This is a genomic window from Paeniglutamicibacter psychrophenolicus (assembly GCF_030812255.1).
In the GTDB taxonomy this organism is placed as follows: Bacteria; Actinomycetota; Actinomycetes; order Actinomycetales; family Micrococcaceae; genus Paeniglutamicibacter; species Paeniglutamicibacter psychrophenolicus_A.
The window spans coordinates 15913-30475 of sequence record NZ_JAUSSH010000007.1 but is presented as its reverse complement, the minus strand read 5'-3'; the positions used below and the strand labels follow the sequence as shown (position 1 = coordinate 30475).

The 14563-nt window shown below is 66.5% G+C and carries 13 protein-coding genes; 1 reads left to right on the top strand and 12 read right to left on the bottom strand.

The features are described 5' to 3' along the window. The first annotated feature begins 27 nt into the window (after positions 1 to 27). The gene (locus J2T21_RS11180) at positions 28 to 531 is read left to right on the top strand and encodes an SRPBCC domain-containing protein (RefSeq protein WP_307581452.1); all 504 of its coding nucleotides are present in this window, start codon (positions 28 to 30) and stop codon (positions 529 to 531) included. A 42-nt stretch (positions 532 to 573) separates the two neighbouring features. Here the strand turns inward: J2T21_RS11180 and dnaE are convergent, their stop codons facing one another. From dnaE to ftsW, 12 genes are all read right to left on the bottom strand, one after another. Beyond that, complete coding sequence (gene dnaE / locus J2T21_RS11175; RefSeq protein WP_307581450.1) at positions 574 to 4140, bottom strand: DNA polymerase III subunit alpha; 3567 nt, start codon at positions 4138 to 4140, stop codon at positions 574 to 576. Positions 4141 to 4236: 96 nt separating this feature from the next. After that, a complete protein-coding gene (locus J2T21_RS11170; RefSeq protein ID WP_307581448.1) occupies positions 4237 to 5175 on the bottom strand; it encodes an RluA family pseudouridine synthase in 939 nt (312 codons plus the stop codon). Next, positions 5172 to 5762: a signal peptidase II gene (lspA, locus tag J2T21_RS11165; protein ID WP_307581608.1), complete on the bottom strand. Its 591-nt coding sequence runs from the start codon at positions 5760 to 5762 to the stop codon at positions 5172 to 5174. The genes J2T21_RS11170 and lspA overlap by 4 nt, the downstream gene beginning before the upstream one ends. Before the next feature lie 87 nt (positions 5763 to 5849). Beyond that, the gene (locus J2T21_RS11160) at positions 5850 to 6539 is read right to left on the bottom strand and encodes a DivIVA domain-containing protein (RefSeq protein ID WP_307581446.1); all 690 of its coding nucleotides are present in this window, start codon (positions 6537 to 6539) and stop codon (positions 5850 to 5852) included. Between the two features lie 214 nt (positions 6540 to 6753). Further along, the gene (locus J2T21_RS11155) at positions 6754 to 7059 is read right to left on the bottom strand and encodes a YggT family protein (protein ID WP_071213501.1); all 306 of its coding nucleotides are present in this window, start codon (positions 7057 to 7059) and stop codon (positions 6754 to 6756) included. 21 nt (positions 7060 to 7080) lie between these two features. Then, the gene (locus tag J2T21_RS11150; RefSeq protein ID WP_071213502.1) at positions 7081 to 7614 is read right to left on the bottom strand and encodes a cell division protein SepF; all 534 of its coding nucleotides are present in this window, start codon (positions 7612 to 7614) and stop codon (positions 7081 to 7083) included. Between the two features lie 180 nt (positions 7615 to 7794). Further along, positions 7795 to 8538 (bottom strand): polyphenol oxidase family protein, encoded by a 744-nt coding sequence (locus J2T21_RS11145; RefSeq protein WP_307581443.1) that lies wholly within the window; start codon positions 8536 to 8538, stop codon positions 7795 to 7797. Between the two features lie 38 nt (positions 8539 to 8576). Further along, positions 8577 to 9746 (bottom strand): cell division protein FtsZ, encoded by a 1170-nt coding sequence (gene ftsZ, locus J2T21_RS11140; protein WP_071213504.1) that lies wholly within the window; start codon positions 9744 to 9746, stop codon positions 8577 to 8579. A 199-nt stretch (positions 9747 to 9945) separates the two neighbouring features. After that, on the bottom strand, positions 9946 to 10701 hold the full coding sequence (locus tag J2T21_RS11135) for a cell division protein FtsQ/DivIB (protein WP_307581439.1): 756 nt from the start codon (positions 10699 to 10701) through the stop codon (positions 9946 to 9948). Next, complete coding sequence (murC, locus tag J2T21_RS11130; RefSeq protein WP_307581437.1) at positions 10701 to 12101, bottom strand: UDP-N-acetylmuramate--L-alanine ligase; 1401 nt, start codon at positions 12099 to 12101, stop codon at positions 10701 to 10703. Before murC ends, J2T21_RS11135 begins: the two co-directional genes overlap by 1 nt. Positions 12102 to 12106: 5 nt before the next feature. Next, entirely contained in the window at positions 12107 to 13234 is a 1128-nt protein-coding gene (gene murG, locus J2T21_RS11125) for an undecaprenyldiphospho-muramoylpentapeptide beta-N-acetylglucosaminyltransferase (RefSeq protein ID WP_307581435.1), read from the bottom strand. A 39-nt stretch (positions 13235 to 13273) separates the two neighbouring features. Continuing rightward, complete coding sequence (ftsW, locus tag J2T21_RS11120) at positions 13274 to 14563, bottom strand: putative lipid II flippase FtsW (protein WP_307581433.1); 1290 nt, start codon at positions 14561 to 14563, stop codon at positions 13274 to 13276.

Genomic DNA, 14563 nt, shown 5'->3' with positions numbered 1-14563 from the left:
CATCGACAGCCAAGGAGACACTTCACCATGCGCGAGGCACACGGATCTACCCAGCTGCACGAGGGAAAGTCCCGGATCGTCATCACCCGTTCCGTGGCGGTGTCCCCGCAGCGGCTGTGGGAAACCTTCACCGACGCCACCGCCCTGGCCGGGTGGATCGGGGTGCTGCGCACCGACGAGGCCACCGGCACGCGCACCTTCGCGATGCTCGAGGGCGGGGCGGAATCGGATCCCGAGGAACTGGATGTCACCCGGTGCCGGGCGCCGCACGAACTCGAGTACACCACGACCAGCAAGTACGGCGGCTGGGGCATGGGCCTGGTGATCAGGCCGGCCGCCGGCGGGTGCGAGCTCGAATTCCACCAGGTGCTCGGTGATGCGGACGACCCGCGGAACATGGGTCCGGGCTGGGAGTACTACATGCAAAGGGCCATCGCCCACGCGCTGGGGGAAGACCCGGACGAGGTGGCATGGGACGAGTTCTATCCAGCGCTGGCCGACGCCTACGCCGCGGCGCCCGGGCAGCCGTAGCCGCGCCGGTGCCGCAGCCGCGGCGCAGCAGGGACCCGGGCCCTAGCCGTCCAGGCAGGTGGGGCCCAGCAGCACCTTCAGGTCCCCGAAGAGCGCGGAGTTCGGGTTGACCCGGTATTCCATGCCCAGGCGCACCAGCGAGGTCCCGCGGGTGCTGTGCAGCTTCACGCGCACCTCGGTGGTGCCCTGGTGCACGCGCAGCACGTCGCCGAGGGCGGAGATGACTTCCTCGGTGGCCTTGTGGTTGGCCATGGAAATGACCACCGGCCCGCCCTCGCCGTCCTCGCTGATTTCCGGGACCGTGAGCTCCTGGGCGTTGAGCGTGATGGAGCCGTCGTCGCGTTTCTGCACCCGGCCCTTGACCACCACGATCAGGTCCTCGGCCAGCACGTTGGCGATCGGGGCGTAGGCGTTGCCGAAGAACATGGTTTCCATGGACCCGGAGAGGTCCTCGATCTCGCAGCGCGCGTACGGGTTGCCGGACTTCTTGGCGATGCGGCGCTGCAGCGAGGTGATCATCCCGCAGATGGTCACGGTGTGCCCGTCCTGCGGCCCGTCGTCGGAGAGCACCTGGGTGACGGACATGTCGGCGTTTTGGGCCAACAGCCCGCCCAGGCCCTTGAGCGGGTGGTCCGAGACGTACAGGCCCAGCATGTCGCGTTCGAAGGCGAGCTTGTCCTTCTTTTCCCAGTCCGGCAGGTCCGGGACCGAGACCGTCATGCCGGCCGCGGCGGTCGGATCGTCGAACGCGCTGAAGAGGTCGAACTGGTTGGCGGCCTCGTTGCGCTTGACCGCGATGACCGAGTCCACGGCCTCTTCGTGGATGGCGACCAGCGCACGGCGCGCGTGGCCCATGGAGTCGAAGGCCCCGGCCTTGATCAACGATTCGATGGTGCGCTTGTTGCAGACCACCGCGGGGACCTTTTGCAGGAAGTCGGCGAAGTTCTCGAACTTGCCCTTTTCATTGCGGGCCTCGACAAGGGCGTTGACGACGTTGGCGCCGACGTTGCGGATCGCCCCCATGCCGAAGCGGATGTCGGTGCCGACCGGGGTGAAGTTCAACGCCGATTCGTTCACGTCGGGCGCCAGCACGGTGATGCCCATGTGCCGGCACTCGTTCAGGTACATGGCCGTCTTGTCCTTGTCGTCCGCGACGGACGTCAGCAGGGCGGCCATGTATTCGGAGGGGTAATGGGCCTTGAGGTACGCGGTCCAGTAGGAGATCACGCCGTAGGCGGCCGAGTGCGCCTTGTTGAAGGCGTAGTCGGAGAAGGGAAGCAGGATGTCCCACAGGGCCTTGACGGCCTCCATGGAGTACCCGTTGTCGATCATGCCCTGGGAGAAGCCGGCAAACTGCTTGTCCAGTTCCGATTTCTTCTTCTTGCCCATGGCGCGGCGCAGGATGTCTGCCTGGCCCAGCGAGAAGCCGGCCAGTTTCTGCGCGATGGACATGACCTGCTCCTGGTACACGATCAGGCCGTAGGTGGTTCCCAGGATCTCCCGCAGCGGTTCCAGGAGGGTCGGGTGGATCGGGGTTTCTTCCTGGAGCTTGTTCTTGCGCAACGCATAGTTGTTGTGCGAGTTCGCGCCCATCGGGCCCGGGCGGTACAGCGCGAGCACCGCGGAGATGTCTTCGAAGTTGTCCGGGCGCATGAGCTTGAGCAGCGAACGCATGGGCCCGCCGTCGAGCTGGAACACGCCCAGGGTGTCGCCGCGGGCCATCAGCTCGTAGGCTCCGGCGTCGTCGAGTTCCAGGCGCTCCAGGTCCAGGTCCACGCCCTGGTTCGCCTTCATGTTTTCCAGGGCGTCGGAAATGATGGTGAGGTTGCGCAACCCCAGGAAGTCCATCTTGATCAGCCCCAGGCCTTCGCAGGTCGGGTAGTCGAATTGCGTGATGACCTGCCCGTCCTGGATGCGGCGCATGATCGGGATGACGTCGATGATCGGATCCGAGCTCATGATGACCCCGGCGGCGTGCACGCCCCATTGCCGCTTGAGCCCCTCGAGGCCCTTGGCGGTCTCGAAGACGCGCGCGGCTTCCGGGTCGGTGGCCACCAACTGGCGGAAGTCCCCGGCCTCGGAGTAGCGCTTGGACTTGGGGTCCTCGATGTCGTTGAGCGGGATGTCCTTGGCCATGACGGCCGGGGGCAGGGCCTTGGTCAGCTGCTCGCCCATGGAGAAGGGGTAGCCCAGCACGCGCGAGGAATCCTTCAGCGCCTGCTTGGTCTTGATCGACCCGTAGGTCACGATCATGGACACGCGTTCGTCGCCGTACTTCTCGGTGACGTACCTGATCACTTCCGAGCGGCGCCTATCATCGAAGTCGACGTCGAAGTCGGGCATGGAGACGCGCTCGGGGTTCAGGAAGCGTTCGAAGATCAGCCCGTGGTGCAGCGGGTCCAGGTCGGTGATGCGCATGGCGTACGCGACCATGGACCCGGCGCCGGAGCCGCGCCCGGGTCCCACGCGGATGCCGTTGTCCTTGGACCAGTTGATGAAGTCGGCCACGACCAGGAAGTAGCCGGGGAAGCCCATCTTGATGATGACGTCGAGTTCGTAGTCCGCCTGGCGTCGCACGTCGTCAGGGATGCCGTTGGGGTAGCGGTAGTGCAGTCCGGTGTCGACTTCCTTGATCAGCCAGCTGGTCTCGTCCTCCCCGGGCGGGCAGGGGAAGCGCGGCATGTAGTTGGCGCTGGTGTCGAAGGAGACCTCGGCGCGCTCGGCGATCAGCAGGGTGTTGTCGCAGGCGTCGGGCATTTCCCGGAACAGGTGGCGCATTTCGGCCGGGGACTTGAGGTAGTAGCCGGAACCGGAGAAGGCGAAGCGCGAACCGCCCTGGTCGTACGTCGGCTCGTCCAGCGTGGACCCGGAGTTGATGGCCAGCAAGGCCTCGTGGGCCGGGGCGTCGTGCTCGTGGGTGTAGTGCAGGTCGTTGGTGGCAAGCCGCGGGATGTCCAGTTCCTTGGCCAGGCGCAGCAGGTCCTTGGTGACCCGGCGCTCGATGTCCAGGCCGTGGTCCATGAACTCGCAGAAGTAGTTTTCCTTGCCGAACAGGTCCTGGAACTCGGCGGCGGCCGCCTTGGCCTCGTTGTATTGGCCCAGGCGGAGCTTGGTCTGCACCTCTCCGGACGGGCAGCCGGTGGTGGCGATGATGCCCTCGTGGTAAGTGTTCAGCAGGTCGCGGTCAAGGCGCGGGTACTTGCCGAAGACCGAGTCGAGCGAGGCGATGGAGGAGGCCTTGAACAGGTTCTTCATGCCGGTGTTGTTGTAGCTCAGCAGCGTCATGTGGGTGTAGAGGCCACCGCCGGAGACGTCGTCGCGGCGCTGGGACTCGTCGGTGCGCCACTTCACACGGGTCTTGTCGTCGCGCGCGGTGCCCGGGGTGACGTAGGCCTCGATGCCGATGATCGGCTTGACGCCGGCGGCGGTTGCCTTGGACCAGAAGTCGAAGGCACCGAACAAATAGCCGTGGTCGGTGGTGGCCAGGGCGGTCATCCCGAGCCGGTTGGTCTCTTCAAAGAGTTCTGTCAGGCGCGCAGCACCGTCAAGCATTGAATATTCGGTGTGTGTGTGAAGGTGTACGAATCCATCGCGATTTGAGCTAGCCACCGATCCAGTCTAGGCCGTTGCGTCAAGCAATGCCGGCCAATCGAACCGGATGTGAATAGCGGCACCCGAAGCCGTGCCGCGGGTGCCGCCGAGGTCCTAGAAGTTGCCCTCGCGCAGCATTTCCAGGGCGTTGTTCAGGTCCAGCGGGTATTCACTGGTGTATTCGACCCATTCGCCGCTCACCGGGTGGAAGAAGCCCAGCCGCTGGGCGTGCAGCCACTGCCGGGTCAGGCCCAGGGCGGCGGCCAGCTTCGGGTCGGCCCCGTAGGTCTGGTCCCCGGCGCAGGGGTGGCGCAGGGCGGAGAAATGCACGCGGATCTGGTGGGTGCGCCCGGTTTCCAGGTTGACCTCCACCAGCGAGGCTCGGCCGAAGGCCTCAATGACCTTGTAGTGGGTCACCGAGTCGCGGCCGTCCTCGACGACGGCGAACTTCCAGTCGTGGCCCGGGTGCCGTCCCAGCGGGGCGTTGATGGTGCCCTCGAGCGGGTCGGGCAGTCCCTGGACCACCGCGTGGTAGATCTTTTTCGGGGTGCGTTCCTTGAAGGCGCGCTTGAGTGCCGTGTAGGCGCGTTCGGTCTTGGCGACGACCATCAGGCCGCTGGTGCCTACGTCCAGGCGGTGGACGATGCCTTGGCGTTCGGAGGCGCCGGAGGTGGAAATCCGGTAGCCCGCGGCCATCAGGGCCCCGACGACGGTGGGCCCGACCCAGCCCGGCGAGGGGTGTGCGGCGACCCCCACGGGCTTGTCGATGACGACGTAGTCATCGTCGTCGGCGATGATCTTGAGGTCTTCCACGAGTTCTACCCTGATTTCTAGTGGGTCCGGACGAAGCGGGATGAAGACTTCGATGGTTGCCCCCGCGGGGGCCTTGCGGGACTTCCCCAGGGCCTTTCCGGCCATGGTGACGTTGCCTTCGCTGCACAGCAGCGCCGCCTGGCCACGGGAGATGCCCAGCCGTTGGACCAGGAAGGCATCGATGCGCGTGCCGGCTTCTTCCTCGGAGACCTGGAGTGTTTCGGTGCGTTCGCCGCTCACGGCTTCTCCTGCGTATCGGTCCCGGGTTTGTCCTTGGAGCCGGACCTGCTGCCGTCGAGCTCCCGGCCGGTGAACAGCAGGAGGCAGATGGAGACCATTGAACAGACGATGAACATGTCCGCAACGTTGAAGATGGCAAAGTTCGGCAGGGCGATGAAGTCGACCACGTGTCCGTGCCCGAAGGACGGCGGACGGAACAGCCGGTCGGTGAGGTTTCCCGCAACCCCGCCCATCAGCCCGCCCAGGGCCAGTGCCCAGGACCAGACGCGGACCTTGCGCACCAGGAAGATCGCGACATAGAGCAGCACTGCGGCCTGGATGATGGTGAAGATCCAGGTGACGCCCTCGCCCATGGAGAAGGCGGCACCGGAGTTCTTGATGAAGTACCAGCGCAGCAGCGGCGGGAAGACATCGGTCACCTGGCCCTCGTACATGCTGGTTTCAACGATGCGCTTGGTGAACTGGTCGAGGACCAGCGCCAGGACGGCCAGGGTGCTCGTGGCGAGCACCAGGTGGCGCCGGGTGGCGCTGCCTGCCGCGGGCTTGGCGGCACCCTGTGGTGCCGGTGGTACGGAGCTGTTTTCCATCATGTCCTTTAACGCATTGTTGGCGGCCGGTAACCCGGCCGCCAACAATCTTAAGCCATCAATATGCGAGGCAAGTGGTGAAGCAGATTAGCCGTTGTCCTTGGCGTCTGCCGTGTCCATGGAGCCCTTGGCTTCGAGGTCGCGAAGCTGGCCCTCGATGTAGGTCTTCAGGCGTGCACGGTAGTCGCGTTCGAAACCACGCAGCTGCTCGACCTTGCGCTCCAGGACAGTTTTCTGCTGTTCCAGTGCGGAGAGGGTCTTGCGGCTCTTCTCCTCGGCCTCGGAAACGAGGCTGTTGGCCTCGACCTGGGCTTCGGCGATGATCTTGTCTCGCTGCTCGACACCCGCGGAGACGTATTCGTCGTGCAGGCGCTGGGCCATGGCGAGAACGCCTGCGGCCGATTCGGCGGTGGAAGCCTGGGCGGGAGCTGCGGCCGGGGCTGCTGCAACAACCTTGGCCGGCTCGGCTGCCTTGGGCGCTTCGGCTGCCTTGGGCTCTTCCTTCTTGGCCTCGGGAGCCTTGGCTTCCTTGGGCTTGTCGGCCTCGGCAGGCTTGGCTGCCGGTGCGGCCGCCACAGGGGCAGGAACGGACTGTTCGCCTTCGCTGATGCCGGCTTCCGACAGGCGGCGACGCAGTTCGTCATTCTCCTGCGTCAGACGACGTAGCTCGACAACGATCTCGTCTAGGAAATCGTCAACCTCATCCTGATCGTAGCCTTCACGAAACTTCGTCGGCTGAAATCGCTTGTTGACTACATCTTCTGGCGTGAGAGCCATCTGGTCACCTCGATACTTGGTTCTCTCCTCGAACCGCTGAAGTGCGGCTCGAGTACACTTACCGTTTATTGGTGCGCAACCCGGTGCAGTCGTTGCGCCTAATGTGACAACACTATAACGACTGGGCCGGTAAAGGCTAAAGGCAACGCACTTTCTTTCCAAAAGTCTCTTGCCTTGGCCCTTGTCGCACCGTAATTCATGCCTCTTTCAAGGCCTATCCCTGCACCGTGGCCATGCCCAGGTTGTTCACAATAATCTTGAGCACGATGACGGCGAAGAACAAAATGATGAACGCCAGATCCAGGCGGATTCCCCCGAGATCCAGCGGTTTTATGCGCGAGCGCAACCAGCGCATCGGCGGGTCGGTGGTCTTGGCGATCAGCGAGACCGCGACCAGCGCCATGCCGCGCGGACGCCACGAGCGCGCAAACGACTCCGTGACGTCAAGCACTATGCGCAACAGCAACATGACTTGCAGCACCGTCAGCACCACATACAACAGTGCGAAAATTAGCTCCACTATTCCTACGAACCCTTGAACTTAGCTCTGGTTGAAAAACGTGGCCTGGTCTTCGGACTGCTTCTTGTCCTCACCCAGGACCTCGACCGTGGAGGGTGAAAGCAGGAACACCTTGTTGGTGACGCGCTCGATGCTGCCGTGCAGGGCAAAGACCAGCCCCGCGGAGAAATCAACCAGGCGCTTGGCGTCTGCTTCACCCATGTCCGTGACGTTCATGATGACGGGGATGCCATCACGGAAGTTCTCGCCAATGATTTTTGCATCATTGTAAGAACGTGGATGAACGGTGGTGATCTGACGCAATGAAGAGTCCTCGTCCCGTGCAGAAGGTGCGCGCTTGATGGGTGTTACCGGAGCCCGGTATTCGTTTTCGATGACAGGGCGGGGTGCCACTGGTGCTACCGGAGCAGGCTGTGCGGCAACCGGCTCTTCGCGGACCGGCTCGACAACACGCACTTCTTCACGCGCTTCAATGTCGTGCTTCTCGGCCTCGAAGTTCTCGTCACCCTCGGCGAGTCCCAGGTAGATCATTGTCTTGCGCAATGCGCCAGCCATGGTCTTCTCCTTTTGATCGTGCGCGGTCGGCGGTTTACCGAACCGCAAGTCTCTCCGCTAACTAGACGCTACAGCACCATTTGGCGGTGCCGGAGGACATTGGGGCGATTTGCGCGGTGTGTCGCACCGCGGGGGTTGTGCCCGGGGCCCCGGAAGGTGGTGCCCGGGGTGGACCGCGGGCTAGCGCCGGGCGCCCGGTCCGGTTCCCGGCCAGCCCGGGGTGGCCGTGTCCCACACCAATCCGGCCAGCCGGCCGGTGCCTGGATCCCTGCGGTAGGAAAAGTAGTCCTCGTTCTCCAGGGTGCAGATCCCCGATTCGGTGACGCTGACGCCAAGGTCGCGCAGTTCGGCTGCCGCCGCGTGCGGCAGGTCCAGCCCGGTGGTTCCCTGGCGGGTTCTGGACCCGATCCCGGGGCGTTGCCCGCTGGCTTCGGCAGCCATGGCCTCGGGAACCTCGTAGCAGGCTCCACAGATGGCCGGCCCGATCCAGGCCTCGAGCTGCCGGGCCCCGGCCGCACGCAGGCGTTCGGCCGTGGCGCCCAGGATGCCGTCGAGCAGTCCGCGTCGTCCGGCGTGTGCGACCGCGCTGAGGGCGCCGTGCTCCCCGGTTCCGACAAAGACCACCGGAACGCAGTCGGCGACCATCACGGCTAGCGGCGACGCGGCGTCCGGGCTGAACAGGGCGTCGCAGGTGGGAATCCCGGTGTCCCGGGATCCTTCGGCCACCTCAAGCACCGTGGCCGAGTGGATCTGGTTCATGTAGCTGAACCGCTTCGGGCCCAGGCCCAGGTCCTGTTCCAGATCGCGACGCCGCAGCAGCACGGCGTCGCGATCGTCCGGAACGTGGACGGCAAGGTTTCCTTCGGCCACGGAAGTGAATGCAATGTGCACGCTCGGGGCGAGCGTCGATTGGTATCGCAACATGGTGGGCCTTGAAGGATCCCTCTCCGGCGTTTTCCCGCCTATTTCAGGAAGTCGGGGACATCCAGGTCGTCGTTGGTGGCCGAGAGGTCCGGCTCAACGATGGCGGGGAGTTCCTCGAAGCCCGGCTCGGCCGTGGCAACCGCCGCGCGAACTTCCTCGCGCGCCGCCGCCGGTGCCGCCATCGGGGCGGCGGGTGCCGCTGCCGGGGCCGCAGGGGCGTTGCGAACCGCTGGCTGCACGGTCTGCGGGGCGCTGGTGGCGTCGACCTGGTCGAAGCCGGCGGCGATCACCGTCACGCGTGCCTCGTCGCCCAGGGCATCGTCGATGACGGCGCCGAAGATGATGTTGGCTTCCGGGTGCGCGACTTCCTGGACGAGGCGTGCGGCCTCGTTGATCTCGAACAGGCCGAGGTCCGAGCCGCCCTGGATGGACAGCAGGACGCCGTGGGCGCCGTCGATGGAGGCCTCGAGCAGCGGGGAGGCGATGGCGAGCTCGGCCGCCTTGACCGCGCGATCCTCGCCGCGTGCCGAACCGATGCCCATCAATGCCGAGCCGGCTCCCTGCATGACCGACTTCACGTCGGCGAAGTCGAGGTTGATCAGGCCCGGGGTGGTGATCAGGTCGGTGATGCCCTGGACGCCGGAAAGCAGCACCTGGTCGGCCTGGCGGAATGCGTCCAGGACCGAGACGTTGCGGTCGGAGATCGAGAGCAGGCGGTCGTTGGGGATGACGATGAGGGTGTCGACCTCGTCGCGCAGCGCCTCGATGCCGTTGTCGGCGCTGGTGGCGCGGCGACGGCCCTCGAAGGTGAACGGACGGGTGACCACGCCAATGGTCAGTGCGCCCAGACCGCGGGCAATGCGTGCGATGACCGGCGCGCCACCGGTACCGGTGCCACCGCCTTCACCGGCGGTGACGAAGACCATATCGGCCCCGCGCAGCACTTCCTCGATTTCCTCCGCGTGGTCCTCGGCTGCCTGGCGACCCACATCGGGGTTGGCGCCGGCGCCCAGGCCACGGGTAAGTTCGCGTCCCACATCGAGCTTGACGTCGGCATCGCTCATGAGCAATGCCTGCGCATCCGTGTTGATTGCAATAAATTCGACGCCTCGCAGGCCAACTTCGATCATGCGGTTGACGGCGTTGACGCCGCCACCGCCAATGCCGACGACCTTGATGACGGCGAGGTAGTTCTGTGGAGCTGCCACGTCCTGATTCCCTTGTTCGATGTGCTGCTGACCGAGGAAGCTCAACCGGACCAACGTTAACCCTCAACTCGAAGGTTATAGTTATGTCAAGCAACCGCTATTAAAACGCTATGTTTCGTGGTTCGTACATGCAACGACCAAGGCAGCGTGTCGCCCCTAAGTCGTTCTTTTTTCTTGTAATTATGCCTTTGGCGGACCGTTAACGGGCCACCGGGTGCTGCGGGCTGGAAATGTCGTACACCTTGATCGGTGCCTTCTTGTCCTTCGGTGCCCCCAGAAGTGCTTCAAGAACCTTTGTCTTGAGCGCCGAATCCTGGTCGTTGCCCCAAATCACCAGTGTCCCGTCGTTGAGCTTGAGCTCGACAAAGTCCTTGCTGGTGGCCGTTGCATGATCCACCGTCGCCAACAGCTTATCGGGTAGTTCTGAGAGAACCCGGGTGAGCATCGCAAACACCTTGGGATCCTTGGTCACCTTCGACGAGCGGATGGTCGGAAGCTTCGGCTTGTCCTTGGCACCCAGCTTCGCCAACCGCTGCCCGTCGGGGCCCACCAGGGAACGCTGCTTGCCCTCCAGCAGCACCGCCACCGGAACGAATTCCACGACCTGGACCTGCAGCGTGTTGTTGGCCTCGGCCTGCACGATCGCGTCCTTCACCGCCGGCTCCCCCGCCAGCAGCTCCATGACCGTGCCGGTCCCGACCCGCGAGAGCGGGACCCCGTGCAGCGGCTCCAGGGCCTGCTGGATCTTCTTCTCGCTGACCAGCTCGTTGCCCGAGACCGTGATCGACTTGATCGCCAGGATCGGGGAAAACGTCAGCACCAGGACCAGTGCCACGACCAGCGCGGCGACCACCGCGCCGCCGATGAGCCAGCGTTTCCTGGCGCGCACCGCGGGGTCCTGCGGCAGGTCAAGGACGTTCGATTCCCCCGGCCCCGCCCCGGTGTTGCCCCGCATCAGCTGCCCGGGCGTTCTTCCAGGGCGGCCAGGATGGCGCTGCCCTGCTCGGTGACGTCCCCGGCTCCGATGGTCATGATGACGTCCCCGGCCTTCGCGGCCGCGGCCAGCACCCCGGCGGCCTTGCCCATGGACACCAGCCCGCCGGCGGTGTTCAGCTCGCGGGTCACCAATTCGCTGGTCACCCCGGGGATCGGGGTTTCGCGCGCCGGATAGATCTCCAGCACGTACGCCGAATCCGCCAGCGAGAGCGCCGCGGCGAACTCGCGGTGGAATTCCTTGGTGCGGGAGAACAGGTGCGGCTGGAACAGCACGTGGACCGCCCCGTCGCCGGCCACGGCGCGGGCGGCACGCAGCGCCGCCAGCACCTCGGTGGGGTGGTGGGCGTAGTCGTCATAGACCCGCACCCCGGCGGCCTCGCCGCGGAAGTCGAAGCGGCGCGCCGCCCCGGTGAAGGCGCCGAGGCCGGCCACCGCGACCTCGGGATCCAGCCCGCAGTCCAGGCCGACGGCGAAGCCCGCTGCGGCGTTGAGCAGGTTGTGGTTCCCCGGCAGGGCGAGCTCCAGCTCCGCGGTTTCCCCGGCGCCCCATTCCAGGGTGCAGGCGAAACGCTGTCCGCGCGGGTGCGCATCGGCCAGCCGGCGGTCGGCGTCCTCGGAGAAGCCGTAGGTCTGCACCCGCAAGTCCGGGCGCTCGCGGCGCATCCGCTCGGCCAGGGCCAACGACCCGGGGTCGTCGGCGCAGCAGATCAGCAGCCCGTCCTCGGGCAGCAGGGAGGCAAAGGCGTGGAAAGCCTGGTGCACGGCCTCGACGGAACCGTAGTGGTCCAGGTGGTCGGCCTCGATGTTGGTGACCACCGCAACGTCCGGGGAGTAGTTCAGGAACGAGGCGTCGGATTCGTCGGCCTCGGCCACGAACACCCGCCCCTGCCCGTACTCGGCGTTGAACCCCAGCGAGCCGATGTTCGCCCCGACGGCGAAGCTCGGGGAGATCCCGGCCTCGCGCAGCATGAAGGCGATCAGCGAGGTCGTGGTGGTCTTGCCGTGGGTCCCGGCCACGGTGATGACCCGGTGGCCCTCCATGGTGGCCGCCAGCCCCTCGGAGCGGTGCAGGATCCGCAGCCCGCGGGCCACGGCCTCGTCGTACTCCGGGTTTCCGGGCTTGATGATCGAGGAGATGACCACGGTGTCGGCGTCGCCCAGGTTCTCGGCGGCGTAGCCCACGCAGATCCGCGCCCCGGCCTCGCGCAGGTCGTCCAGGACCGGCAGCTCCTTGGCGTCGGATCCCGAGACGTTCAGGCCGCGGGCCAGCATCAGCCGGGCCACCGCGGAGACCCCGACCCCGCCGATGCCCATCAGGTGGACGTTGCCCAGGTTCTCAAGTGTGTGTAGTTCCTGCATGTCCCTTAGCTTCCCGTGGTGGTTGGTGGCGGCGTCGTGCGGCCCAGGCCCTGGCGGATCATTGCGGCCATGACCGCGGCGGCATCGGTCTTGCCCTGGGTCTTGGCGGCAGCCCCCATGGCGGCCAGCGCCTCCTTGTCGGCCAGCAGCGGCAGCAGCGTGTTGGCCAGGTACGAGGTGGTGAACTGCGCGTCCTCCACCAGCAGCGCTCCCCCGGCGGCGACCAGGTCGGCGGCGTTCAGGCGCTGCTCCCCGTTGCCGATGGGCAGCGGGACCAGCACCGAGGGGGTCCCGGCCACCGCGAGCTCGCACACCGTGCCGGCCCCGGAGCGGGCGACGATCAGGTCGGCGGCGGCATAGGCCTGGTCCATGGAGTCAACGTACTCGACCTGCCGGTATCCCGCGGCGGCCAACGGCTTGCCGGCGGTATCGAGCACCGCCTTGCCGCGGCCGGTGATGTGCAGCACCTGCACCCCGGCGCGCGCCAGCAGCGGCAGCGACGCGGCGATGGTGGCGTTGATCGAGGCGGCACCGGAGGAGCCCCCGGTGACCACCAGGGCCGGTGCATCCCCGGTGAAGCCCAGGGCCTCGCGGGCCGCATCGCGCTGCGCCGCCCGGTCCATGGTGGCCACGAAGCCGCGCATCGGCATGCCCACCACCTTGGCCCCGGGCAGCCCGGTGCCGCTGAAGGCGGCCCCGACTCCGGCGGCGTAGCGGGCTCCGACCCTGTTGGCCAGCCCGGCCCGGGCGTTGGCCTCGTGGATGAAGATCGGCAGCTTGCGCTTCCTGGCGGCGAGGTACACCGGGGTGCACACGTAGCCGCCGACCCCGAGCACGGCCCGGGCGTGCGTGTCGTCCAGGATCGTCCCGGCGGCCTTGACCGCGGACAGGAAGCGGAAGGGCAGCTTGAGCAGGTCCACCGAGGGACGGCGCGGCATGGGCACCTTGGCGATGGTGCGCAGCTCGTAGCCGGCCTCGGGGACCAGCCTGGTTTCCAGGCCGTCGGCGGTTCCCACCGCGGTGACGGCGGCGTCCGGGTCCGCCTGGCGCAGGGCGTCGGCGATCGCGATCATGGGGGTGATGTGTCCGGCCGTGCCGCCGCCGGCGACCACCACGGCAAATGCGTCAGTCATGGGCAAGGTGTGCTGCTTTCGAAGGTGTGTCAAGTGGTTTCAGCGTTTGGCCCGCGCCCTGGCCAGCAGGGCCGCGAGCCCGCGCGGGGTTCCGGCCGGTTGCAGCCGAACGCGTTGTTCCCGGGCAAAGGACAGTACCACCCCGACGCCCAGGAACGCGGCAAGCAGGGCCGAGCCGCCGGAGGAGATGAAGGGAAGCGGGACTCCGATCACCGGCAGCAGGCCGGTGACCATCCCGATGTTGATGAACGCCTGCCCGATGAGCCAGGCCATGATGCCGCTGATGGCCACCCGCCCGAAGATGGTCCCGGTGCGCACCGCAATCCGGTACATGGCCACCGCCAGCATCGCGTAGAGCACGATCACGAAGATGGTGCCCAGCAGGCCCAGTTCCTCGCCGAGCACCGCGAAGATGAAGTCGTTCTGCGCCTCGGGGATGTGCGACCACTTCTGCCTCGACTGGCCCAGGCCCACGCCGAACCAGCCGCCGGAGGCCAGGGCGAACAGCCCCTGCTGGGCCTGGTAGCAGTAGTCGTTCAGGTCCCCGCAGGCAATGCCCAGCCACGCCAGGATGCGGCCCATCCGGTTGGGCGCCACCAGCACCATCACCAGGATCCCCACCACACCCAGCAGCCCGGCCAGCACGAAGAGCCTGGCCTTGGCGCCGCCGACGAACATCACCACGGCCAGGATCAGCAGCAGGATCAGCGCGGTGCCCAGGTCGTGGCCCAGCAGCACCAGCCCGACCACCAGCAGCCCGAAGGGCACCAGCAGCGGGATGACGGCGTGTTTCCACTGGTCCATCAGGTTGGCCTTGCGTTCGACCACCCAGGCGCCCCACAGGGCCAGGGCCACCTTGGCGAACTCCGAGGGCTGGATGGAGAAGGACCCGATGTAGATCCAGTTCTTGTTGCCGTAGATCTCGGTGCCGAAGGCCAGCACGGCCATCAGCAGGAGCGCGGCGCCGCCCAACGCAGGCCAGGCAAGCTTCTTGAGGGCCCGCAGCGGCAGCATCTGCATCCCGACCATGGCCGCGACCCCGAGGATCGCCCACATCGACTGCCGGGAGAAGTCGCCGAAGGCGGACTTGTTCCGGGCGATGGCCTCCACCGAGGAGGAGGAAAGCACCATGATCAGGCCCATGAAGGTCAGCGCCAACGTGGTCCCCAGCACCACGTAGTAGTTGATCTGGGCGCCGCGCAGCGAGGGGTCCTCGAGGCGGGTGAACCAGGCGGAGGGCCCGCGGGGCTCGCGTCCCCGGCCGCGCGCGGGGCCCGGGGTGCCGGCCTTGGCGCCCTTGCCGCGCGGGGTCCGGGAAGTGCCGCTCAC